The sequence below is a fragment of the Robiginitalea marina genome (assembly GCF_024006985.1).
Taxonomy (GTDB): Bacteria; Bacteroidota; Bacteroidia; order Flavobacteriales; family Flavobacteriaceae; genus Robiginitalea; species Robiginitalea marina.
In genome coordinates this window covers 1-19,296 of record NZ_JAMXIB010000005.1, presented here as the reverse complement: position 1 = coordinate 19,296, position 19,296 = coordinate 1, and the positions used below count along the sequence as shown (strand labels likewise).

Sequence of the window (19,296 nt, the reverse complement as noted above, 5' to 3'; positions counted from 1 at the left end):
CCAATGGCCCGTTCCCGGTTAGAACGCAAAATCGTTGCCGGAACGTATGGAAAGCCTTGCCTTTTCGACAGCAGGCCCCTTTAAAACCCGAGGGCCAGTTCTTCCCCACGCTTCAGGGAGAAACGCCTGCGGAAAAGGTACACGAAAAGGTACAACAGCGGGGTGTCGAGGAAGGCGATCAGGATCTTGAAAGCGACCCCGCTCACCACCAGGCCGTAAAACATCGGCCAGGGAAGCACCCCGAAAAGGCAGAGCAGCCCCACCACTGTGGTGGTGTCGATGATCTGTGAGGAAAAGGTAGAAAAATTGTTCCGCAGCCAAAGGTACTTTCCCATGGTGACCCGCTTCCAGAAATGGTAGATCGCGATATCCACGTACTGGGCAAACAGGTAGGCCAGCATGGAAGCCAGGACCGCTATGGGCGAAAGGGCAAAGACCTTGCTGAAAAGGGCATCCCCAACGGGGGAGCCCGGGATGGCCGGGACGCGCTCGGCCAGCAGGATGATGCCCATGGAAAAGAATGAGGCGAAAATGCCCGCAGTCACCACCTGGTTGGCCTTTTTGCGGCCATAGATTTCCGAGATCAGGTCGGTGATCAGGAAGGTGAGCGGGTAGGGCAGCACGCCCACCGAAATTTCAAACAGCGGGGCGCCCAGCACCGTGGCGTCGCCGAAGGGTTTCCAGTAGAAAAATTTCTGGAAGATCAGGTTCGAAACTACCAGGGAAGTTATAAACAGGGCGGCGAGATACAGGTAGATTCGGTAAGCCGCCTTCTGGTCGCGGGGGGTCATCTTCAGTGGATTTTCAGGGTAAAGGGCATGCGGGCCTGTACCCCTTCCTGCTGCAGCATGGCCCTGAGCTCCCGCAGGGCCTGCGCCCATTCAGCACCCAATTCAGCCTCCAGGAGGGAACCCGTTTTGGCCTCCGCGCCCCCCAGGTCCTCCATCAGGCGCTCCAGGCCGGTTTTATACCTTGGGAGGGTTCGGATACGGTAATCGTCGACCCCGGCCATTTCGGCGGCCATTTCCAGGGCTTCAGGCATGCCCCCGAGGGCATCGACCAGGCCGTTTTCAAGGGCTTCGGTGCCGCTCCAGACCCGGCCCTGGGCGAGGCTGTCGGCCTGTGCCACGGTAATCCCGCGGCCTGAGGCGACCCGCTCCAAAAAGGTATCATAGGCGCGTTCGATGCCCTGCCGTAAAATTTCGCGGAAATCGTCCCGCATGGGCTCAAAAAAGGAGTAATCCATGGAAAACCGGTGCGTGCCCACCTGTTCGGCATTGATCCCGATTTTGTCCGAAAGGCCACTCATATTGGGGATCGTGGCAAACACCCCGATGGACCCGGTGATGCTGGTGGGTTCCGCCAAAATCCTGTCGCCCCCCACCGCCAGGTAATACCCCCCGGAAGCGGCGATGTCGCTCAGGGAAACCACCACGGGCTTCTCCTTGCGGGTCAGTTGCAATTCCTGCCAGAGGATTTCGGAGGTCAGGGCGCTGCCCCCAGGGGAATTCACCCGGAGGACCACCGCTTTGATGTCTTTGTCTTCGCGAGCCCTGCGCAGGGCGCGGGTCATCAGTTCCTGCCCGATGTATTCAGGCCCGCCCTCCCCATAGAGGATTTCCCCCTGGGCATAGATCACCGCAATTTCATCGGTCCCGGTGTGCAGGCTTCTGCCCCGGGAGTACCGCATGTAGCGTTGCAGGGAGATCCGTTCGGGGTGTTCTTTCGCGGTCCCGCTCTCGCGGACCAGTTTTGCTTCGTAGGCATCCTGATAGGCAATGCCGTCGACCAGGCCGGCCCGAAGGGCCATTTCCGGCTCCCGCGCCCCGAGGGTATCGGCCACCCGGTCGAGGTCGGCCGGGGCCAGGCCACGGCTGGCTGCCATTTCATCGCGCATGGCCGCCCAGAGCGAACGGATCAGGCTGCTGAGCTGTTCCCGGTTTTCGGGGCTCATCTGGTTGGAGAGGAAGGGCTCCACCGCGCTTTTGTACTTCCCGTGCCGTACCACCTCCATCTTAAGGCCGGTTTTTTCCTGGAAATCGGCAAAATAGAGGACTTCTGCCGCCAGGCCCTTGAAGTCGACGGTCCCCACGGGGTTCAGGAAAATACTGTCGGCCACGCTGGCCAGGTAGTAGTCCTTCTGCATAAAAAAGTCCCCATAGGCGTAAACGAATTTCCCGCTTTCCCTGAAATCCTGCAGGGCGTTGCGGATGGCCCGGGTCTGCGCCAGGCCGGCCATCAGGTATGGGGTTTTCAGGCTGATGCCCGTGATGCGGTCGTCTGTTTTGGCCACGGCAATGGCCTTGGTAATGTCATTGAGCCCCATGGTCGGGTCATAGAAGAAGGAAAAGGGGTCTTCGGAATCATATCCTGAATTTTCAGATACCGGATAGGGAAAATCGAGCTCCAGGACGGAATGCTGGCGCACATTCACCTCGCCCGCGCTTTCTGCCAGGCTGGCGAAAATAAGGAGCATGAAAAAAAGGATGCCCAACGCCACCAGCGTCCCCAGGATGGAGGCGAGTAAGTTTCTCAGAAAAGCCATAGCCATTTTTTCTTGTGCCGCAAAGATACGGATTCGCAACCTAAAATAGCATTGCCCGCTTTTTTGGCCATGCCGGTTTCGAAGGGCCGATTCCCCCGGTTTCCCCGACTTCAGTTCAGGAGGTTTTCCGTACTTTGGCAGGGATGAAAACACAAGGCGTCACGGCATACCTCTCTTTGGGGAGCAACCTGGGCAACCGGGCCTTTTTCCTGCAAAAAGCCCTGTTTGAACTGGACCGGCGCGCAGGCAGGGTGGAGCAGGTGAGCCCGGTCTACCGCTCCCGGGCCTGGGGCTTCGAAGGGGGTGATTTCTTAAATGCCTGTGCCGCCGTGTCGACCTCCCTGCCCCCGGAAGCGCTCCTGGAGGTCCTGCTCGAACTCGAACGGGAAGCCGGGCGGGAACGGGTCCCGGGGGCCGGCTATCGCTCGCGCACCCTCGACCTGGACCTGCTGTATTACGGGGACCTGCAACTGCGTACCGAAACCCTGGTGGTACCCCACCCCCGGCTGCAGGAGCGACGCTTTGTTTTGAAACCCCTGGCCGATATTGCCCCCCAGGTGTACCACCCCGCCCTGGGCAGGGACCACCGCAACCTGCTGCAGGAATGCCGCGACGATACCCCCCTGGAAAAAACGCCCCTCCGCCTGTTTGCCAACCGGCAGGAATTTTTTTCAGACCTGGGCTTTGTGGCCGTGGAAGGGAACATCGGGGCGGGAAAAACCACCCTGGCCCGAATGATGGCCGAAGACCTCAATGCCAAGCTCATCCTTGAGCGTTTTGCCGACAACCCCTTCCTCCCGAAATTTTACGAGGACCCGGCCAGGTTTGCCTTTCCCCTGGAACTGTCTTTTTTGGCCGACCGGTACCAGCAATTCATTGAGGATACCCGGCAGCTCGACCTGTTCAAAAGCTTTGTGGTAAGCGACTACGACATCTACAAGAGCCTGATCTTTGCCCGCATCACCCTGGGGGAGGAAGAATTCAAGCTCTACCGAAAGCTGTTTGGGTTCATGTACCAGGAAGTCCGCAAGCCGCGGCTTTATGTGTACCTCTACCAGCGCACCGAGCGCCTGCTCGACCAGATTGCCCGTCGCGGGCGCGATTACGAACGGGGGATCCCCGCCGACTACCTGGAGCAAATCCAAAAAGGGTACTTTGACTTTATGAGGAATTCCCCCGAGCTGAACTCCCTGGTGATCGATGTGGGGGATCTCGATTTCGTGACCAGGCCCGGGGATTACGCTTCGGTGCTCGACCAGATGGTGGCCCATACCCTGCAGCGGAACGGATGAGCCTTTCAAGGGGATTTATTTGGAAAAATCCCGGTATTTTCCTTTCTTGGCTGTCCTTTAGAGAAGGAACTAACTAACTCAGACTACTATTCCCTGTCCCCAGCTGCTCCGGCCGGGGATTTTTTTTGGGTTTTCGTCCAGAAATCCCAGAGCAGCACGCCGGCTGCCACGGAAACGTTCAGGGAATGCTTGGTCCCCGCCTGTGGGATTTCCACCACCCCCTCGCACAGGTCGATGACCTCCTGCGACACCCCCTTTACCTCGTGACCCAGCACAAAGGCATAGGGCTGCCCGGGGCCAGGAGTAAACGCATCGAGGTAAACGGCCCCGCGCGCCTGCTCCACCGCCCAACAGCGATGGGTGTTGCGCAACGAGCGCACGGCTTCAGCCGTACTCCCGAAATACACCCATGCCACGCTTTCGGTAGCGCCAAGGGCGGTCTTTCGGATGTCTTTGTGGGGCGGGGTGGCGGTAATGCCGCAAAGCACCACCTGCTCGATGCGGAAGGCATCGGCGGTGCGGAATACCGACCCCACGTTGTGCAGGCTGCGGATGTTGTCGAGCACCAGTACCACGGGGGTCTTCGGGGCCTTTTTAAAATCGTCCACCCCGAGGCGCTGCAGTTCTTCGTTTTTCAGTTTTTCCATGGGAAGCTGCTTGCCTGCAAAAGTACAAAGAAGCGGGGGAAGGAAGCCGGCGGGAAGTTTTCCCAAAATATCAACAACCATTGGGCAGGGCCCGGGAAACCCGTATTTTCGTTCCATTACCCCTAACCCTACGCGCTGTGGCTGCCCAAGGCAAAAAAGAGACCCCGCTGATGAAGCAATTCAACAGCATCAAGGCCCGTTACCCTGATGCCCTGTTGCTCTTCCGCGTGGGGGATTTCTACGAAACCTTCGGGGAGGACGCCGAGAAAGCCGCCGGCATCCTTGACATCGTCCTGACCCAGCGCAACAACGGGGGCGACCAGACAGCCCTGGCCGGGTTCCCCCACCACGCCCTGAACACCTACCTGCCCCGGCTGGTGCGGGCAGGGCAGCGGGTGGCCATCTGCGACCAGCTGGAAGACCCGAAACAAACCAAGACCATCGTCAAAAGGGGGGTCACCGAACTGGTCACCCCCGGGGTGTCGCTGAGCGACGAACTCCTGCAGGCCAAGGCGAACAACTTCCTGGCCGCCGTGCATTTCGGCCCGGCCCGGATGGGGGTTTCTTTCCTCGACATTTCCACCGGGGAATTTTTCCTGGCCGAAGGGGGTCGGGAAGACATCGACAAATGGCTGCAGAATTTCGCCCCCCGCGAAGTCCTGGTCTCCCGCAAACAGAAATCGGGTTTCGGGGAACTTTTCGGGCCCGCCTACCACTGTTTTTACATGGACGACTGGATTTTCCAGGAAGACTACGCCCGGGAAACCCTTACCACCCATTTCAAAACCAATAGCCTCAAAGGTTTCGGGGTGGCCGGTTTCCCGGCCGGCATCATTGCCGCCGGGGCGGTGCTCCACTATCTGAAGGAAACCCAGCACCGGCAGCTGGGCCATATCGGCGGCCTGAGCCGGCTGGCTTCTGAAGACTACGTGTGGATGGACCGGTTTACCCAGCAGAACCTGGAGCTGTTCCATACCCGGGACGAACGGGGCAAGCCCCTGCTGGAGGTGATCGACCGGACCCTCTCCCCCATGGGCGGCCGCCTGCTTCGCCGCTGGCTGGCCCTCCCGCTGCGGCAGCTGGACCCCATCCGGGAACGTCACCGGGTGGTGGGCACCCTGGCCGGGGATGAACCCCTGCGTGTGCGCGTGCAGGAGCACCTTCGCCGCATGGGCGACCTGGAACGGCTGATCGCCAAGGTGGCCGCCGGGAAGATCACCCCCAGGGAAACCGTGCACCTGAAAAACTCCCTGGCCACCCTCCTCCCCCTGAAAAACCTCATTGCCTCCTCGGAAGAACCGGCCCTGGCGCGCCTGGGGGAGGCCATGGACCCCTGCGATCCGCTGCGGGAGCGCATCCAACAGGTATTGCTGGAGGAAGCCCCTGCCGGCATCGGAAAAGGCGATACCATTGCCCCGGGCTTTTCCGAAGCCCTGGACGAACTCAGGGCACTGGCGCGTTCCGGGAAAGGCTACCTCGACCAGATGCTGGAGCGCGAAGCGGCGCGTACGGGCATCACCTCCCTGAAAATCGCCTCCAACAATGTTTTCGGGTACTACATCGAGGTGCGCAACACCCATAAAGACAAGGTGCCCCCGGAGTGGATCCGCAAACAGACGCTGGTCAATGCCGAACGGTACATCACGGAGGAGTTGAAAGAGTACGAGGCTAAAATCCTGGGGGCCGAGGAGCGCATGCTCGAGCTGGAGCAGCAGCTCTTCGGGCAACTCCTGGCCTGGATGCAGGAATACATCCTCCCCGTGCAGGAGAACGCCCGCATCGTGGCCCGGCTCGATTGCCTGTGCGGCTTCGCCCGCCTGGCCGGGGAATACGGGTACACCGCCCCCCAAATGACCGACGCCACCGACCTGAACATCGTGCAGGGCCGCCACCCGGTCATCGAACAACAACTGTCCCCCGGGGAGGCCTATGTGCCCAACGACCTGTTGCTGAACCGGGAAGACCAGCAGATCATCATGATCACCGGGCCCAATATGAGCGGAAAATCGGCCATCCTCCGGCAGACAGCCCTGATTGTGCTGCTCGCGCAAATCGGGAGCTTTGTACCAGCCGAAGCGGCCACCCTCGGCGTAGTCGACAAAATCTTTACCCGCGTGGGGGCCAGCGACAACATCTCCCTGGGGGAATCGACCTTTATGGTGGAGATGAACGAGGCTGCCTCCATTTTGAACAACCTTTCGGAGCGCAGCCTTATCCTGCTCGATGAAATCGGGCGCGGGACCAGCACCTACGACGGGATTTCCATCGCCTGGGCCATTGCGGAATACCTGCACGAGCACCCCGCCCGGGCCAAAACCCTCTTCGCCACCCACTACCACGAGCTCAACGACATGGCGGCCACCTTCCCCCGCATCAAAAACTTCAACGTTTCGGTGAAGGAAGGGAAAGACAAAGTGCTCTTTTTGCGCAAGCTGGAACCGGGCGGCAGCCACCATAGCTTCGGGATCCATGTGGCCCGCATGGCCGGCATGCCCCAGGCGGTGGTGCAGAAAGCGCAGAAGATGCTGGTGCGCATGGAAAAGGCCCACGGCAGCGGGTCGGCCAAACCGGCCCTGGCCCCGGCCCGGGAAGACCTTCAACTTAGCTTTTTCCAGCTCGACGACCCCCTGCTGGAACAAATCCGGGAAGAAATCCTCCACCTCGATATCGACCGGCTGACCCCGGTGGAGGCGCTGATGAAGCTCAATGAAATCAAAAGGCTGCTGCAAGCCAAAAAGTCGGCCTCGTCGTGAATCGGCCCGGAAGTGACTCCATATCTACCCAAATACTGCATCCCATGAAACGCCTCCTTACCCTGTTGCTTTCCCTGACCTTTTTCGTTGCCCTGGGACAACCCAACTTTGACGCCGTGGAAATCCGCAGCGAAAAAGTGGCCGACCAAATTTACGTGCTCTTCGGGGCCGGAGGGAACATGGCCCTGGCCCTGGGGGACGACACGGCCTACCTGATCGACGACCAGTACGCCCCCCTGAGCGAAAAGATCCGGGCGGCTATCGGGGAACTCACCGACAAACCCCTGAAATTCCTGGTCAACACCCACTGGCACGGCGACCATACAGGGGGGAATGAAAACTTCGGGAAGGCCGGCACGGTGCTGATTGCCCACGAGGCGGTCCGCCGGCGCCTGGGCAGCCCTTCGGAGCGCAACGGGCAGGTGCGGCCGGCATCGCCCCTGGAAGCCCTGCCGGAGATTACCTTTACGGACGAACTTACCCTCCATCTCGACGGGGAGCGCACCCTGCACGTGATGCACGTGGAGGCGGCCCACACCGACGGGGATTCCTACATGTACTTCCCGCAGGACAACGTCTTGCACATGGGCGACAATTTCTCCAACGGGGGGTACCCTTTTATCGACCTGAATTCGGGGGGAAACATCGATGGGCTGGTGCGCAACCTGAACCGGGCCCTCCTGCTGGTCGATGAACAGACCCGTATCATCCCCGGCCACGGCCCCGTGGCCACCCGCGACGACCTGAGCGCCTACCGCGATATGGTGGAGACGCTCCGCGCCCGGGTGCAAACGGCCCGCAGCGGGGGCAAATCGCTGGAGGAAACCCTGGCGATGGGCCTTTCCAAAGAATGGGATGCCCGGTTCGGCACCGGGTTTATCGGCCCGGAAGGGATTATTACCGCTATTTACCGCAGCCTGGGGCAAGAGTAGTGTCCCTGACTGTTAACCTCCTTATCCTTTTACCATGAGAAACTTGTTTTCCTGCATTATAATGATGTCACTTTCCCTTCACGCCCTGGCCCAGGACCGGCTTACCGGGGAGACCTTCACCACCCGTTCCGAAGTGCTGGCCCGAAACGGCATGGCCGCCACCAGCCAGCCCCTGGCCACCCAGGCCGCCCTCGACATTCTGAAGCAAGGGGGCAGCGCCATGGATGCCGCTATTGCCGCCAATGCGGTACTGGGGCTGGTGGAACCCGCCAGTTGCGGCATCGGGGGCGATATCTTCGCCATCGTCTGGGATGCCAAAACCGAAAAGCTCTATGGGTTCAACGGCAGCGGGAGGGCCCCGAAATCCCTTTCGATCGAATATTTTATGGAGCGCGGCATGAAATACGTGCCCTTTTACGGGCCCCTTCCCGTCTCCGTCCCCGGTTGCGTGGACGGCTGGTTCGCCCTGCACGAGAAATTCGGCAGGCTCCCCATGGCAGCGCTGTTGCAGCCGGCCATCGCCTACGGGCGAGAGGGCTTCCCGGTCTCGGAGGTGATCGCCTATGAAATGGCCAGCAACTACGAGGCGGTGAAAGACCAGCCCGGGTTTGCCTCCACCTATATGCCCGGGGGACGGCCCCCGGCCAAAGGGGAGGTCTTCAGAAACCCCGACCTGGCCAACACCTACGAGAAGATCGCCAAAGGGGGGCGGGATGCCTTCTACAAGGGCGATATTGCCCGCACCATCGACCGGTACATGAAACAACACGGGGGGCTGCTTTCCTACCAGGACCTGGCTGCCCATACCTCGAACTGGGTGGACCCCATAAGCGTCAACTACCGGGGGTACGACGTCTGGGAACTGCCCCCCAACGGGCAGGGGACTGCTGCCCTGCAGATGCTGAACATCCTGGAGGGGTACGATATCGCCTCCATGGGCTTTGGGAGCGCGGAGTACCTGCACGTGCTTACGGAGGCCAAAAAGCTGGCTTATGAAGACCGGGCTAAATTCTATGCCGACCCGGAGTTCAACACCATCCCCCTGGCCGAACTCCTTTCGGACGACTATGCCGCCGGCCGGCGCGCCCTGATCGATCCGGAACGGGCAGCTGACAGCTTTCCGGCGGGGGACCTGGAAATCGAAACGGGCAATACCACCTACCTGACGGTGGCCGACAAGGACGGGAACATGGTTTCGCTCATCCAGAGCATCTACTCCGAATTTGCTTCCGGCATGGTGCCCGACGGCCTGGGGTTTGTGCTGCAAAACCGCGGGCAGATGTTCAACGTGCAGGACCCCGGCCACGCCAATGCCCTGCAGCCGGGGAAACGCCCCTTCCACACCATCATCCCGGCCTTTATTACCAAAAACGGCAAACCGTGGGTGAGCTTCGGGCTCATGGGCGGGGCCGTACAGCCCCAGGGCCATGCCCAGGTGGTGGTAAACCTGGTGGATTTCGGGATGAACCTGCAGGAAGCCGGCGACGCCCCCCGCATGCGGCACAGCGGCAGTTCACAGCCCACGGGTTCGGTGATGACCAATGGGGGCACCCTGAACCTCGAAAGCGGCTTCGACTACAAAGCGGTGCGCGAACTACGCAAGAAAGGCCACCGGATTTCCACGGCGGTCGGCATCTTCGGGGGCTACCAGGCCATTGGGGTGGACCTCACCAACCAGGTGTACACCGGGGCTTCCGAATCGCGGAAGGACGGGCAGGCGGCAGGGTACTGAGGCGGCGGAATACAAAACCTGTGGAGCAAGGGCAAAGGCAGGGCATGGCCCGGGCTGGTTAACGCGTCCTTAAGGCCTGGATTTTTAAAACATGCGGGCAGCCATCGGCCAAAAGGCCCAATCCGATCAAAAGCGGTGGTTTCCGAATGCTGCCCTTCGGGTGCGATTCAGGTTCGCTTCCCGTAAAGAACGACCCCTAATTTTAATTGGGGTCAAAAGCGTCCAGGCGTTGGAAAACCACTATATTTATTTTAGCCGGACCCTCTTTCAAATGCTAACATGATCTCCTTTCAACCGTTTGAGCCCGCCCAACAAGAAGAATTGGCAGAATTTGTCCTGCAAATCCAAAATGGAGAATTCGGGCTTGGGTTTACAAGAGAAGGGCAGCCCGATTTGATGGACACCTCCCGGTTTTACCAGGGTGGTGGGTTTTGGACCGCTGTCTGTGAAAACAAAATTGTCGGCTGTGTCGGGCTGCAGAAATTAAACCCGGAATACGGGATTCTGAGGAAACTGTTTGTAGCACGGGCATTTCGAGGCAAAGACCCAAAAATCGCGTTGACCCTTTTTAACGAGCTAAGGGCCCGGGCATCCCGTTTAGGATTGGAAAAAATCCTCCTGGACTCACCGTCCATAGCCAAAGCATCCCACCGGTTTTATGCAAAGCAAGGGTTTGTCGAAATCCCCAGAGAAAACATTCCAAAAGGGTACTCCTACCCTGATAGGGATTCCATGATTTTTGAATTAGACCTCAAAAGGAAGCCCTGAAAGCTATGTTAAACACCCTTTTGCAGCGAGCATTGGGGATGGGCTGTGCCAGTCATAAAAAAAACCGGGCCCCAAGGCCCGGTTTTATGTTCTGACGCGTTTCGGCAGTTACGATACAGATGTCAGCAATTCCTTCTGGATGATTTCTTCCAGCACGTGTTTGGGCAACGCCCCGGCCTGCATCATCGGTTGCTTGTCGAGGGGGATAAACAGGATACTCGGGATACTGCGGATCTGGAACACTGCTGCCAGTTCCTGTTCCACCTGGGTATCGACCTTGTAGATCACGATCTCCGGGTTTTCGTCGCTGAGTTCCTCCAAAATGGGCGCAACCATCTTGCACGGCCCGCACCAGTCGGCATAAAAGTCGATAATGGCGGGTTTGGCCCCTTTATAGTCCCATTCCTTCTGGGTGGTATAATCAAAGATTTCGTCCTTGAATTTCTGCGCGGTAAGTTTTACGGTAGGCATACGGGTTAAATTTTATACAGCAAAGATAGGCAAGTGCCCCGGAGGCGCGAGTAACCCAGGTTACAAAAGCGGGGGAACAGCCGCCGGGTGCCCCTTTTAGGGAAGCGATTGCCTTACCCCTTGCCATTCAACCGGAAAAAAATCCGTTTTAGCCCTCAAGGGCAATTTTACGGGAATCCGTAAAGTGGTTTTATTTTCCGATAACCGTCCGCTGAAATGCATTTTATCTGAAGTTGGAGTGCCGTGATCCAAATTTCAATCCCACATACGAAGCCTGCCTGAACTTAGCCCCAGCAAAAACCCCTAAATCTGTTCTTGATGAAAACAGTTCTACTTATAAAAAACATTTACCAGGAAGCCTTTGTGAACCTGGGCCACTTTATCACCAAAAACTTTTTCAAGGCCTTCGCCTGGTTTAGTTTCATCTTGTTTTGCGTGGTGGTATACGCGTTTGTTTTCCGGGTAGCCACCGGATTTGCTTTTGATTGAGGACCCTTTTACGAGACACTATGAATACGATCAGGACCCTTCAGTTCACAGACCTTCTGTTGGGAATCGGAAGTGCAATGCTGGCTTACATGGGCTATCTGTGCGCGGTCCTGGTTTTTGGGATCTGACTTTAAAACACCATCCTGTGCCATGAACCCCTCTGTGAAGAGGGGTTTTTTTTGTTGGGGGTGAGAGCTAGTGGGGGGGAAGGGGTTGATGTAATACCTTTTAAGGGAAGAAGGGGATACCGTGAAAAAACCTTCCGGTTTTAAATTCAAATGGACCCTTAAAACGCTTTAACCCAAAAGTTCTGTGATTTGATTTTTATCCCTGGGGATTTTATTCCTAATCTCAGTCAATTCTTCGATTTCCGCCTTTTTTACCTTTAAGTCCCTCTCTAATTTTTCTATGTCCTGAACAGATTCTGCTATAGCTCGATCCAATTGTTGATTTTCTCCTTTGGCAGCAGTCCCCCGCATATAGATAAAAACATTACCCGATGAACCCATTTCTCTAAAGTCAACCTGAAACTTGAAAAGCAAATTACAATCTGGATAAATTGCCCTGGCCTTCTTCAACAATTCAAATTTCACCCTATTTACAGCTTGTTCTTGAATGCTGCTTTTTATATAGGCATCATCGATAGCCGATTCAATGGCATACCCTATTGCACCTCCTGCAAAACGATCGCCTGTGGTAGGTGCTCCAAATTTTTCAACAATACCAACATCTACCATTCCCAGAGGCCTGGCATCATACAACTCCGTATTAAAAATTATGATGTTAGAGGCTTCTACTGTAGAAATTTCCTTCTTTAATTTCTTTATCTTCTTTTCCAGATCAGTTGAAATATTGACCATGGTCTTAAGATTGGATGAAAATCTTTGATAAAGACTATCTGAACCCTTAAAATCACTCATTTTCCAAATAGGCCTTTTAAACCCTTCTGGAAGAATTTGATTAAGTTTTTGGGTTTGCTCAACACCTAACTCTTTATCCGAAAATAAGCTCATACTATCTATTGATCTTTAGTGAAGCAAACAATTCCTTAAAAACATCTAACTCCCAAACAATTCAATTACTCCCCAGCTCTGATGATTTTAGATTTCTGATTTCACCCTTTAAAAGAAATCCTACTTTTTATTCCAGACCCTTAAGGTAAAATAGCCTTAAGGACTTTACTTACGGGAATCCGTAGTCGGGGTTAAATTTAATTGATGAAAAACGGCAGTAGGATAGAGAGGGAAAAGTTGTGGGATTTACCGACGAGGCTAATGAAGGTTTATCCTATTGGTGGGACAGCACTCGGATAAAACTACCGGCCTTAGCTTCGGACTTTAAGAATTTCCTGCAAAAGAAAGGGGGCATTTGTTATCTTGGGAGAACAAGTTGGGTAAAGTGCACAGTGCCCTGTACACATCCCTTACCTGTAATGGAGGAACCCGAATGAAACAGCACATCGCGCACATAACGCTGCTAGTCAGGGACTATGACGAGGCTATCGATTTTTACACCAAAAAATTGGATTTCAACCTTATTGAAGACACCAAAATTGATGAAAAGAAACGATGGGTCCTTGTTGCCCCTCCGGGAGCGAAAGAGTGCTGTTTGTTGCTCGCAAAAGCAGCCAACGGGGAACAATTAAACAGCATAGGAAACCAATCCGCAGGAAGGGTTTTTTTATTCCTTTACACAGACGATTTCTGGCGGGATTATAACAAAATGGTCAGCAGGAATGTACATTTTGTGAGGCCTCCGAAGGAAGAGGCATACGGGCGCGTAGCAGTGTTTGAAGATTTGTATGGCAACCTCTGGGACCTGCTGGAACCAGGGGAGAAGAATAAAAATGCGGGTACCTGGGACCCTGGATAAAGTCCGGTATTTGCCCCAAATATACCCGGTTAAATTTCCTGTAAAAAAACCAACCTTTCCGCCCACCTTTCTCTGACCTCCCTCCCCGGAATAAAATCCTTACATTTAGTTCATTGCAACGATCCCTGGACCTGCTGGGCGGAAACTTCCCAGAAGTACCCCTGGCCAACCTCTGAACCCATGCTCAAATTCTTCAGGACTATCCGAAAGCGGTTACTCGCCGAAAACAAATTCAGCAAATATGTGCTGTATGCCCTGGGTGAAATTTTCCTGGTGGTGGTAGGGATTCTCATCGCCCTGGCCATTAACGATCACCAGCAGTACAAAAAGGACCGGGGGGTGGAATCCAGAAACCTGCAGAAATTCTCCAGCGACCTGACCCAGGATTCCCTGTTGCTTCAAAAACTGATTTTACGGGAGCAACACATCATCCAGGATATTGATACCCTCTTTTCCATTTTGCTGGCGAATGATGAAGCGGCGGTGATGAAGGTGTTCGAGAAAAGCGAGTCCGTTGGGGCGAGCAGTGTTTTCAATGCCAACACGGGTACGTTTGATGAAGCGGTTTCCACAGGAACCTTGCAGACCCTGCTCGACGATTCGTTGCGCAGCGACATTTTTGCCTATTACAAAAGGGCCAAAAACAACCTTGAAGACAAAATCACCGATCATTACCAGACCACGCAGATCGTCCCGGAGTTGCTCGATATCGTGGGATCTTCCCGACAGGCGGTGCAATTTGTCATGAACGCTGTGAACCCGCACCTGGAACCCTTAAGCGTAACGGCTTTGCTGGAAAACCCCGACTTTAATAAACTCCTGATCTGGCGGAGAGCCAACAGCAGCATCTTAATTGGGAACTGGGAGTCGTTCCTGTCAGAAAATGCCCGCCTGCATCAAAGGATCAGGGAAGAGCTGGGGGAGGAATAGGGAAGGTCGCGGGGGCATGACCCGGCATGGCCTTCCGCGCAGGGCTGCCTGCCTTTGGGGATATTGATAGTGTGAAAGCATGTTTGCTTTAGCCATGATTGTCTAAATTTATCGCAAGGAATCTTCTGGAAAAAATGTACGGTGACCTTCGCGGGGTGAAACAGGAAATCGAAGCAGCGACCCGTCCGCCTTTCAATCTTTACCTAAAACCAAAGCCCATGAAAAAACTGCTATCCCTCTTGCTTCTCTTCGTCGCCATTTCCAATGCACAGGAAAAGCCCGTTAAACTCTTTATCTCCGTTGACATGGAGGGGATTGGGGGCATTGGCACCTCCCAAATGGTAACCCGCGACGGAAAGGATTATGCCGTGGGCAGGAAGCTGATGACCGATGAAGTAAATGCCGTGGTTGAAGCCATCTACGCCCTGGGGCCTGCAACGGTAGTGGTGAACGACAGCCACGGGGATATGCAGAACCTGTTGCACACCGAGCTCGACCCGCGGGTCGAATATATCCAGAGCAACATCAAGCCGCTGGGGATGGTCCAGGGGCTGGACGATACCTTTGACGGGGTCATACTCCTGGGATACCACGCCATGGCCGGCACGGAAAACGGGTTTTTGGCGCATACCGGTTCAGGGGCGGTAAAGGGATTATGGCTCAACGGGACGGAAGTAGGCGAAGCGGGATTGAATACGTTCTTCGCGGGAGCCCTGGGGGTGCCGGTAATCCTGGGGAGTGGCGATAAAGCCTTTTCGGAGGAGCTTGGAAAGTTAATTACGGTGCGAACCGTAATCACCAAGGAAGCCATTGGTGCCAGTGCTGCCAAACTAAAACATCCGGAGGGGGTTAAAAATGCCCTTCGGGAACAAACCACCGCAGCCCTTAAGGAACTCCATAAAGCGCAGGCCTTTGCGGTAAATAACCCCATAGGGTTTGTGATTAAGGTGGGCTCCCCGGCTCTCGCCGATGTGGCCATGGGCATCCCGGGCATGGAACGCGTGGATGGGTACACCGTATCGTACCAGGCAAAAAACATGGATGAAGCCTATCGGCTGATCCGGATTGTCTACAAATATTTGTCGTGGTAACCCCCAAAGGTTTTTGGGGTGGATATGCCCTGGCGGGTTACATCCTGCCGCCTTTTCCCGGCATCTCAGACAGGGATTAGGGGATTTGCTATCTTAGGGCTAAAACCGGAATTTTGTGCAGAATGCACATTCCGCGCAGGTTGTAGGTAAGCCAATCATGGATCATGAAGAACAATAGCCCTCTTGTATACTTTGTAAAGGAAATCACCATCGTTGTAATCGGGGTATTAATTGCGGTTTCTATAGGCAATTACAAAGAGAAATCAGACAACAGGAAGTACGTAAAAAAGACGTTGCTGGCTATCGAAAATGAAATCAAGTTGAGTCAAAGCGAGATTGACACGGTCCTGGAAAGGCACCTGAGGCTTTATGAAAAACTGGAAAACGAATTTGGTGAAGATGGACCGACCCTGGGTGAATTCCTGTCAAATGCAGGCGGGTTTCAAGTGGCATCCATCAAAAATGTAAGCCTGAGGTTTTTTATTGCCAACAAGGCCGAACTCCTTGATTTTGGACTCATCTCACAGTTATTGGACATTGAGTTAAAGACAACCCTTCTCACCAATAAAATCGAAAGGTTTTCCGATTTCGCCTATGACCACATTAACGATGGAGGCGGTGAGGTAAAAACAAAATTTGCCTTCCTACTGGGGGATGTGATTGATGGGGAACAGACGCTTATGGAGTCGTACTCAAAGTTCCTGGACGAGAATAAAAGTTACTTGACGGGTAAAGCGAAGTAACGCCGAAAGACCAGGGCCAATCTTCAAAATTTACCCATTTTTTTCCCAACGAAAACCGAAAACCACTGTGACGGGAATTGCTCGTTCCTGCGATACTTCGCGAGTCCTGACCGAACGGGGTGAAAAAGTAAATGACCGCCCGCATCCCGGGCGGAAAGTGGGTAAGGTATTTTGTACTAGTCAAGAAGATCCATACCTGTGGCCCGGCTTAGTGGTGCAGGGAACCCCGCGAGACAACCCGGGAAACCCCACCCTGAGCGCTCGATGACAAGGATTATAAAAAATATACAAACCCTTCGATATTGGCCTTAGGCCCGTGCGGATTTTCCGAATTTTGGGCAGGGCAAAACAGTTGTTGGTCAGGAAAAAAGGATCCTTTTTTATGCGATACCGGACCCGCTTTGGCATCGCGAGATGTTCAACGACGGTGAAGCAGTTGGGTGTGGGCATCGCAAAAAGAATAACAATGAAAAGGGAGGGTAAACACTGTATATTTGATATGGTTTTTGATCTGACCGGACAGCGACTGCTTTGAATGCAAAGCGAAGCGGTGCGTGTACTCTGGCAGGAACGGGATTTGAAACCAAAATGAGCGTATTGATACCCTCAAGCATTCGTTTTATTACCTAAGCATCATTTATTTATGATCAACTTTCAGACTACACTTGATTCGCTGCCAATAGGTGCGCTCTTCGGAATCTATTTAATCAGTGCGCTATTTGTGGGCGAGGTTGGATATCGTTTCGGCCACTGGTTACAGAATCGAACTAAAGATGAAAAGGAAGGGCCCACTGCCATGATCGTAGGGTCCCTGTTGGCCTTGATGGGATTTTTGCTTGCCATCACCATGGGGATGGCTGCCGATCGTTTCGACAGGCGCCGCAGCATAGTACTGGAAGAGGCGAACGCTATCGGGACTACCTACCTGCGTGCAGGCTATCTACCGGAACCTGCCTCGCTGGAAGTTCAGGATTTGCTGCGGGAGTATGTCCCCTTGCGCATCATCGCAGGCGATCCGGGGGACATTAGTGAGCGGATAGCCAGGGCTTCCCAAATCCATAAAGAACTCTGGTCCATAGCCGAGGAACTGGCCCGGAATAATCCCGAATCCGAAGTACTGGCCCTCTTCATTGAATCACTCAACCAGACCATCGACCTTCACGAAACGCGAATCGTGGCCGGTATTTATTCACGGGTACCCCATACAATACTCGTGTTGCTAATTGCCGGTTCCCTGCTGACACTGGCGGCGATGGGGTATAATTCGGGCCTTATGCAGCGAAGAAGTTCTGCCACGGCGGTTTTGATGATCATCGTCCTGGGCGCTGTTATCTCCCTGGTGGTCGACATCGACCGTCCGCAGGGTGGTTTTCTCATCGTAGACCAAACTCCACTTATCGACCTGCAGGAGCAGATTGGCCCGCCTGGGCTTTCCAAAACTCCATAGCGGGCGGGCTACCCCCAGGGACGGTTGCAAAATGGAAATCACGTGAAGATATTCGAAAAGGGGATTCCTACCATCCATTTTCAATGGCCCTTGGGTACAATCGGCATACATTGCCGGTATGCTTTGAGAGTTTCTTTCTACTTTTATAAATCTACTTATTTCTATAACTGGTTTAAAAATCCAATAAAGCCATTACGGCAAACGTATGTCCCATTCCTGTAGAAGATCTGCTATTGCAAAAGCAGGTTGCTTTGTTGCCATTTTATTTCTGCTTAATCAAAATACGTTTTCCCAGGATATCGAGCCCCGACGGTGGAGCCCGATCCCCCTGGGCACCCACGTTTTGGGGACCGGTTATTCATTTACCTCAGGAGATGTTTTTTTTGATCCGCTGCTGCAGGCAGAAAATGTTAAAATCAAAGCACACTCTATGGCAGTCTCATTTGCCCAACCCCTAAAGATCGGTGACAGGTTTGGAAGTATTAGCCTGTTGGTCCCCTTTAGCGCTGCAGACTGGAGCGGGTTGTTAAGTGGGGAACCTGCGGAGGTAAACAGGACCGGGTTTGCAGATCCGAGGGTACGGGCTTCGGTGTTGCTGACCGGCCCCCCGGCGGGCAATGCCCTGGAACTGCAACAATACAGGCTGGAAAACCCGACCTACACTACTTTCGGGGTATCCTTAGCCATCACGGTCCCCCTTGGGGAATATTTTGAAGATAAGCTATTAAACCTGGGCAACAACCGGTTTGTATTCAGACCTCAGGTGGGGATGGTGCATTACTGGGGCAGTTGGTCATTTGAACTAACCAGTTCTGTTTTTCTATACACCCGGAATCCTGACTTTTTTAATAATGCCGAGCGGGATCAGCGGCCTACATTTGCCGTACAATCCCATTTGGTAAAACAGCTTCAGGGAGGCGCTTGGCTGTCCCTGAGTACCGGCTATGGTTTGGGAGGGGAATCTCTTATCAACCGGCAGCCGAATGGAGATTTTCGTTCCAATTTTCTCGTTGCGGCTTCTTATAGTTTCCTGATTGCCAAAAGACAAGGATTGAAGCTTGCGTACATCCGATCTGAAACACTGCAGGATATCGGCTCCAGCACGAATAATTACAATTTGTCCTGGTTTATTAGTTTTTAGTCATCCCCCGGGCGAACATGAATGTGATGGTTCTTAACGTACACTAAGAGCGGTGTTTAATGGCTAACGGCTGATAAAAATAAGTCTGGTCCCGCGGGCTACCGCCACCGGGCTTCTTCTCCTGGTCTGGCGACCTCCTATTTGCAAGCGGGCTTTGATTAAGAGGTTAAAGTACCCTGGATGTAAATTCACCCTCCCTTCAGAACTTCGCGAGTCCTGACCGAACGGGGTGAATATGGAAAACACTGCCCGTATTACTTACACCAACACGTACCCGAAAACCGAAAACCGCAGCGACGGGAATTGCTCGTTCCTGCGGAACTTCGCGAGTCCTGACCGAACGGGGTAAAAATGGAAATGACCGCCCGCTCTGACCCCCAATACGTACCAGATAGCTGAAAACCCCGGGGACGGGAGCTATCGCCTGGCAAGCAGGCGATGAG

Annotated in this window: 17 protein-coding genes; 12 read left to right on the top strand and 5 right to left on the bottom strand. The window is 54.5% G+C overall.

Translation table 11 applies throughout. The annotated features are described in order from the left end of the window. Nucleotides 1-80: 80 nt before the first annotated feature. Both NG653_RS07365 and sppA read right to left on the bottom strand, forming a co-directional pair. Nucleotides 81-791 carry a queuosine precursor transporter gene (locus tag NG653_RS07365; protein ID WP_252741050.1) on the bottom strand — a complete coding sequence of 237 codons (711 nt, stop codon included), beginning with the start codon at nt 789-791 and terminating at the stop codon, nt 81-83. Between the two features lie 2 nt (nt 792-793). Next, nucleotides 794-2,545, bottom strand: coding sequence for a signal peptide peptidase SppA (sppA, locus tag NG653_RS07360; RefSeq protein WP_252741049.1), 1,752 nt, complete (start codon nt 2,543-2,545; stop codon nt 794-796). Nucleotides 2,546-2,688: 143 nt separating this feature from the next. On the opposite strand from sppA, the gene folK reads away from it, so the two are divergent. After that, on the top strand, nt 2,689-3,837 hold the full coding sequence (folK, locus tag NG653_RS07355) for a 2-amino-4-hydroxy-6-hydroxymethyldihydropteridine diphosphokinase (RefSeq protein ID WP_252741048.1): 1,149 nt from the start codon (nt 2,689-2,691) through the stop codon (nt 3,835-3,837). A gap of 86 nt (nt 3,838-3,923) precedes the next feature. Here folK and NG653_RS07350 read toward each other — a convergent pair whose 3' ends face one another. Further along, nucleotides 3,924-4,484, bottom strand: coding sequence for an RNA methyltransferase (locus NG653_RS07350; protein WP_252741047.1), 561 nt, complete (start codon nt 4,482-4,484; stop codon nt 3,924-3,926). A gap of 137 nt (nt 4,485-4,621) precedes the next feature. Between NG653_RS07350 and mutS the strand changes: the two genes are divergently transcribed. The 4 genes from mutS (at nt 4,622) to NG653_RS07330 (ending at nt 10,669) form a co-directional block, all read left to right on the top strand. Next, entirely contained in the window at nt 4,622-7,237 is a 2,616-nt protein-coding gene (gene mutS / locus NG653_RS07345; RefSeq protein WP_252741046.1) for a DNA mismatch repair protein MutS, read from the top strand. A gap of 44 nt (nt 7,238-7,281) precedes the next feature. Then, nucleotides 7,282-8,169: an MBL fold metallo-hydrolase gene (locus NG653_RS07340; RefSeq protein WP_252741045.1), complete on the top strand. Its 888-nt coding sequence runs from the start codon at nt 7,282-7,284 to the stop codon at nt 8,167-8,169. A gap of 64 nt (nt 8,170-8,233) precedes the next feature. Next, nucleotides 8,234-9,901 carry a gamma-glutamyltransferase gene (gene ggt, locus NG653_RS07335; RefSeq protein WP_252741044.1) on the top strand — a complete coding sequence of 556 codons (1,668 nt, stop codon included), beginning with the start codon at nt 8,234-8,236 and terminating at the stop codon, nt 9,899-9,901. Nucleotides 9,902-10,222: 321 nt separating this feature from the next. Continuing rightward, nucleotides 10,223-10,669 (top strand): GNAT family N-acetyltransferase, encoded by a 447-nt coding sequence (locus tag NG653_RS07330; RefSeq protein ID WP_252741043.1) that lies wholly within the window; start codon nt 10,223-10,225, stop codon nt 10,667-10,669. A gap of 108 nt (nt 10,670-10,777) precedes the next feature. On the opposite strand, the gene trxA is transcribed toward NG653_RS07330, so the two are convergent. After that, the gene (gene trxA / locus NG653_RS07325; RefSeq protein ID WP_252741042.1) at nt 10,778-11,140 is read right to left on the bottom strand and encodes a thioredoxin; all 363 of its coding nucleotides are present in this window, start codon (nt 11,138-11,140) and stop codon (nt 10,778-10,780) included. Nucleotides 11,141-11,458: 318 nt separating this feature from the next. Here trxA and NG653_RS07320 point away from each other — a divergent pair, with 318 nt between their 5' ends. Continuing rightward, complete coding sequence (locus NG653_RS07320) at nt 11,459-11,629, top strand: DUF6747 family protein (RefSeq protein WP_252741041.1); 171 nt, start codon at nt 11,459-11,461, stop codon at nt 11,627-11,629. A 296-nt stretch (nt 11,630-11,925) separates the two neighbouring features. Here NG653_RS07320 and NG653_RS07315 read toward each other — a convergent pair whose 3' ends face one another. Continuing rightward, entirely contained in the window at nt 11,926-12,642 is a 717-nt protein-coding gene (locus NG653_RS07315) for a hypothetical protein (RefSeq protein ID WP_252741040.1), read from the bottom strand. A 433-nt stretch (nt 12,643-13,075) separates the two neighbouring features. On the opposite strand from NG653_RS07315, the gene NG653_RS07310 reads away from it, so the two are divergent. The 6 genes from NG653_RS07310 (at nt 13,076) to NG653_RS07285 (ending at nt 18,853) form a co-directional block, all read left to right on the top strand. Further along, a complete protein-coding gene (locus tag NG653_RS07310; protein WP_252741039.1) occupies nt 13,076-13,501 on the top strand; it encodes a VOC family protein in 426 nt (141 codons plus the stop codon). Between the two features lie 180 nt (nt 13,502-13,681). Then, complete coding sequence (locus NG653_RS07305) at nt 13,682-14,431, top strand: DUF6090 family protein (protein WP_252741038.1); 750 nt, start codon at nt 13,682-13,684, stop codon at nt 14,429-14,431. Nucleotides 14,432-14,649: 218 nt separating this feature from the next. After that, nucleotides 14,650-15,522 carry a M55 family metallopeptidase gene (locus tag NG653_RS07300; protein WP_252741037.1) on the top strand — a complete coding sequence of 291 codons (873 nt, stop codon included), beginning with the start codon at nt 14,650-14,652 and terminating at the stop codon, nt 15,520-15,522. A gap of 164 nt (nt 15,523-15,686) precedes the next feature. Then, nucleotides 15,687-16,265 (top strand): hypothetical protein, encoded by a 579-nt coding sequence (locus tag NG653_RS07295; RefSeq protein WP_252741036.1) that lies wholly within the window; start codon nt 15,687-15,689, stop codon nt 16,263-16,265. 643 nt (nt 16,266-16,908) lie between these two features. Next, nucleotides 16,909-17,712 carry a bestrophin-like domain gene (locus NG653_RS07290; protein WP_502206361.1) on the top strand — a complete coding sequence of 268 codons (804 nt, stop codon included), beginning with the start codon at nt 16,909-16,911 and terminating at the stop codon, nt 17,710-17,712. Between the two features lie 205 nt (nt 17,713-17,917). Beyond that, nucleotides 17,918-18,853: a transporter gene (locus NG653_RS07285; protein WP_252741034.1), complete on the top strand. Its 936-nt coding sequence runs from the start codon at nt 17,918-17,920 to the stop codon at nt 18,851-18,853. The last annotated feature ends 443 nt before the right edge of the window (nt 18,854-19,296 follow it).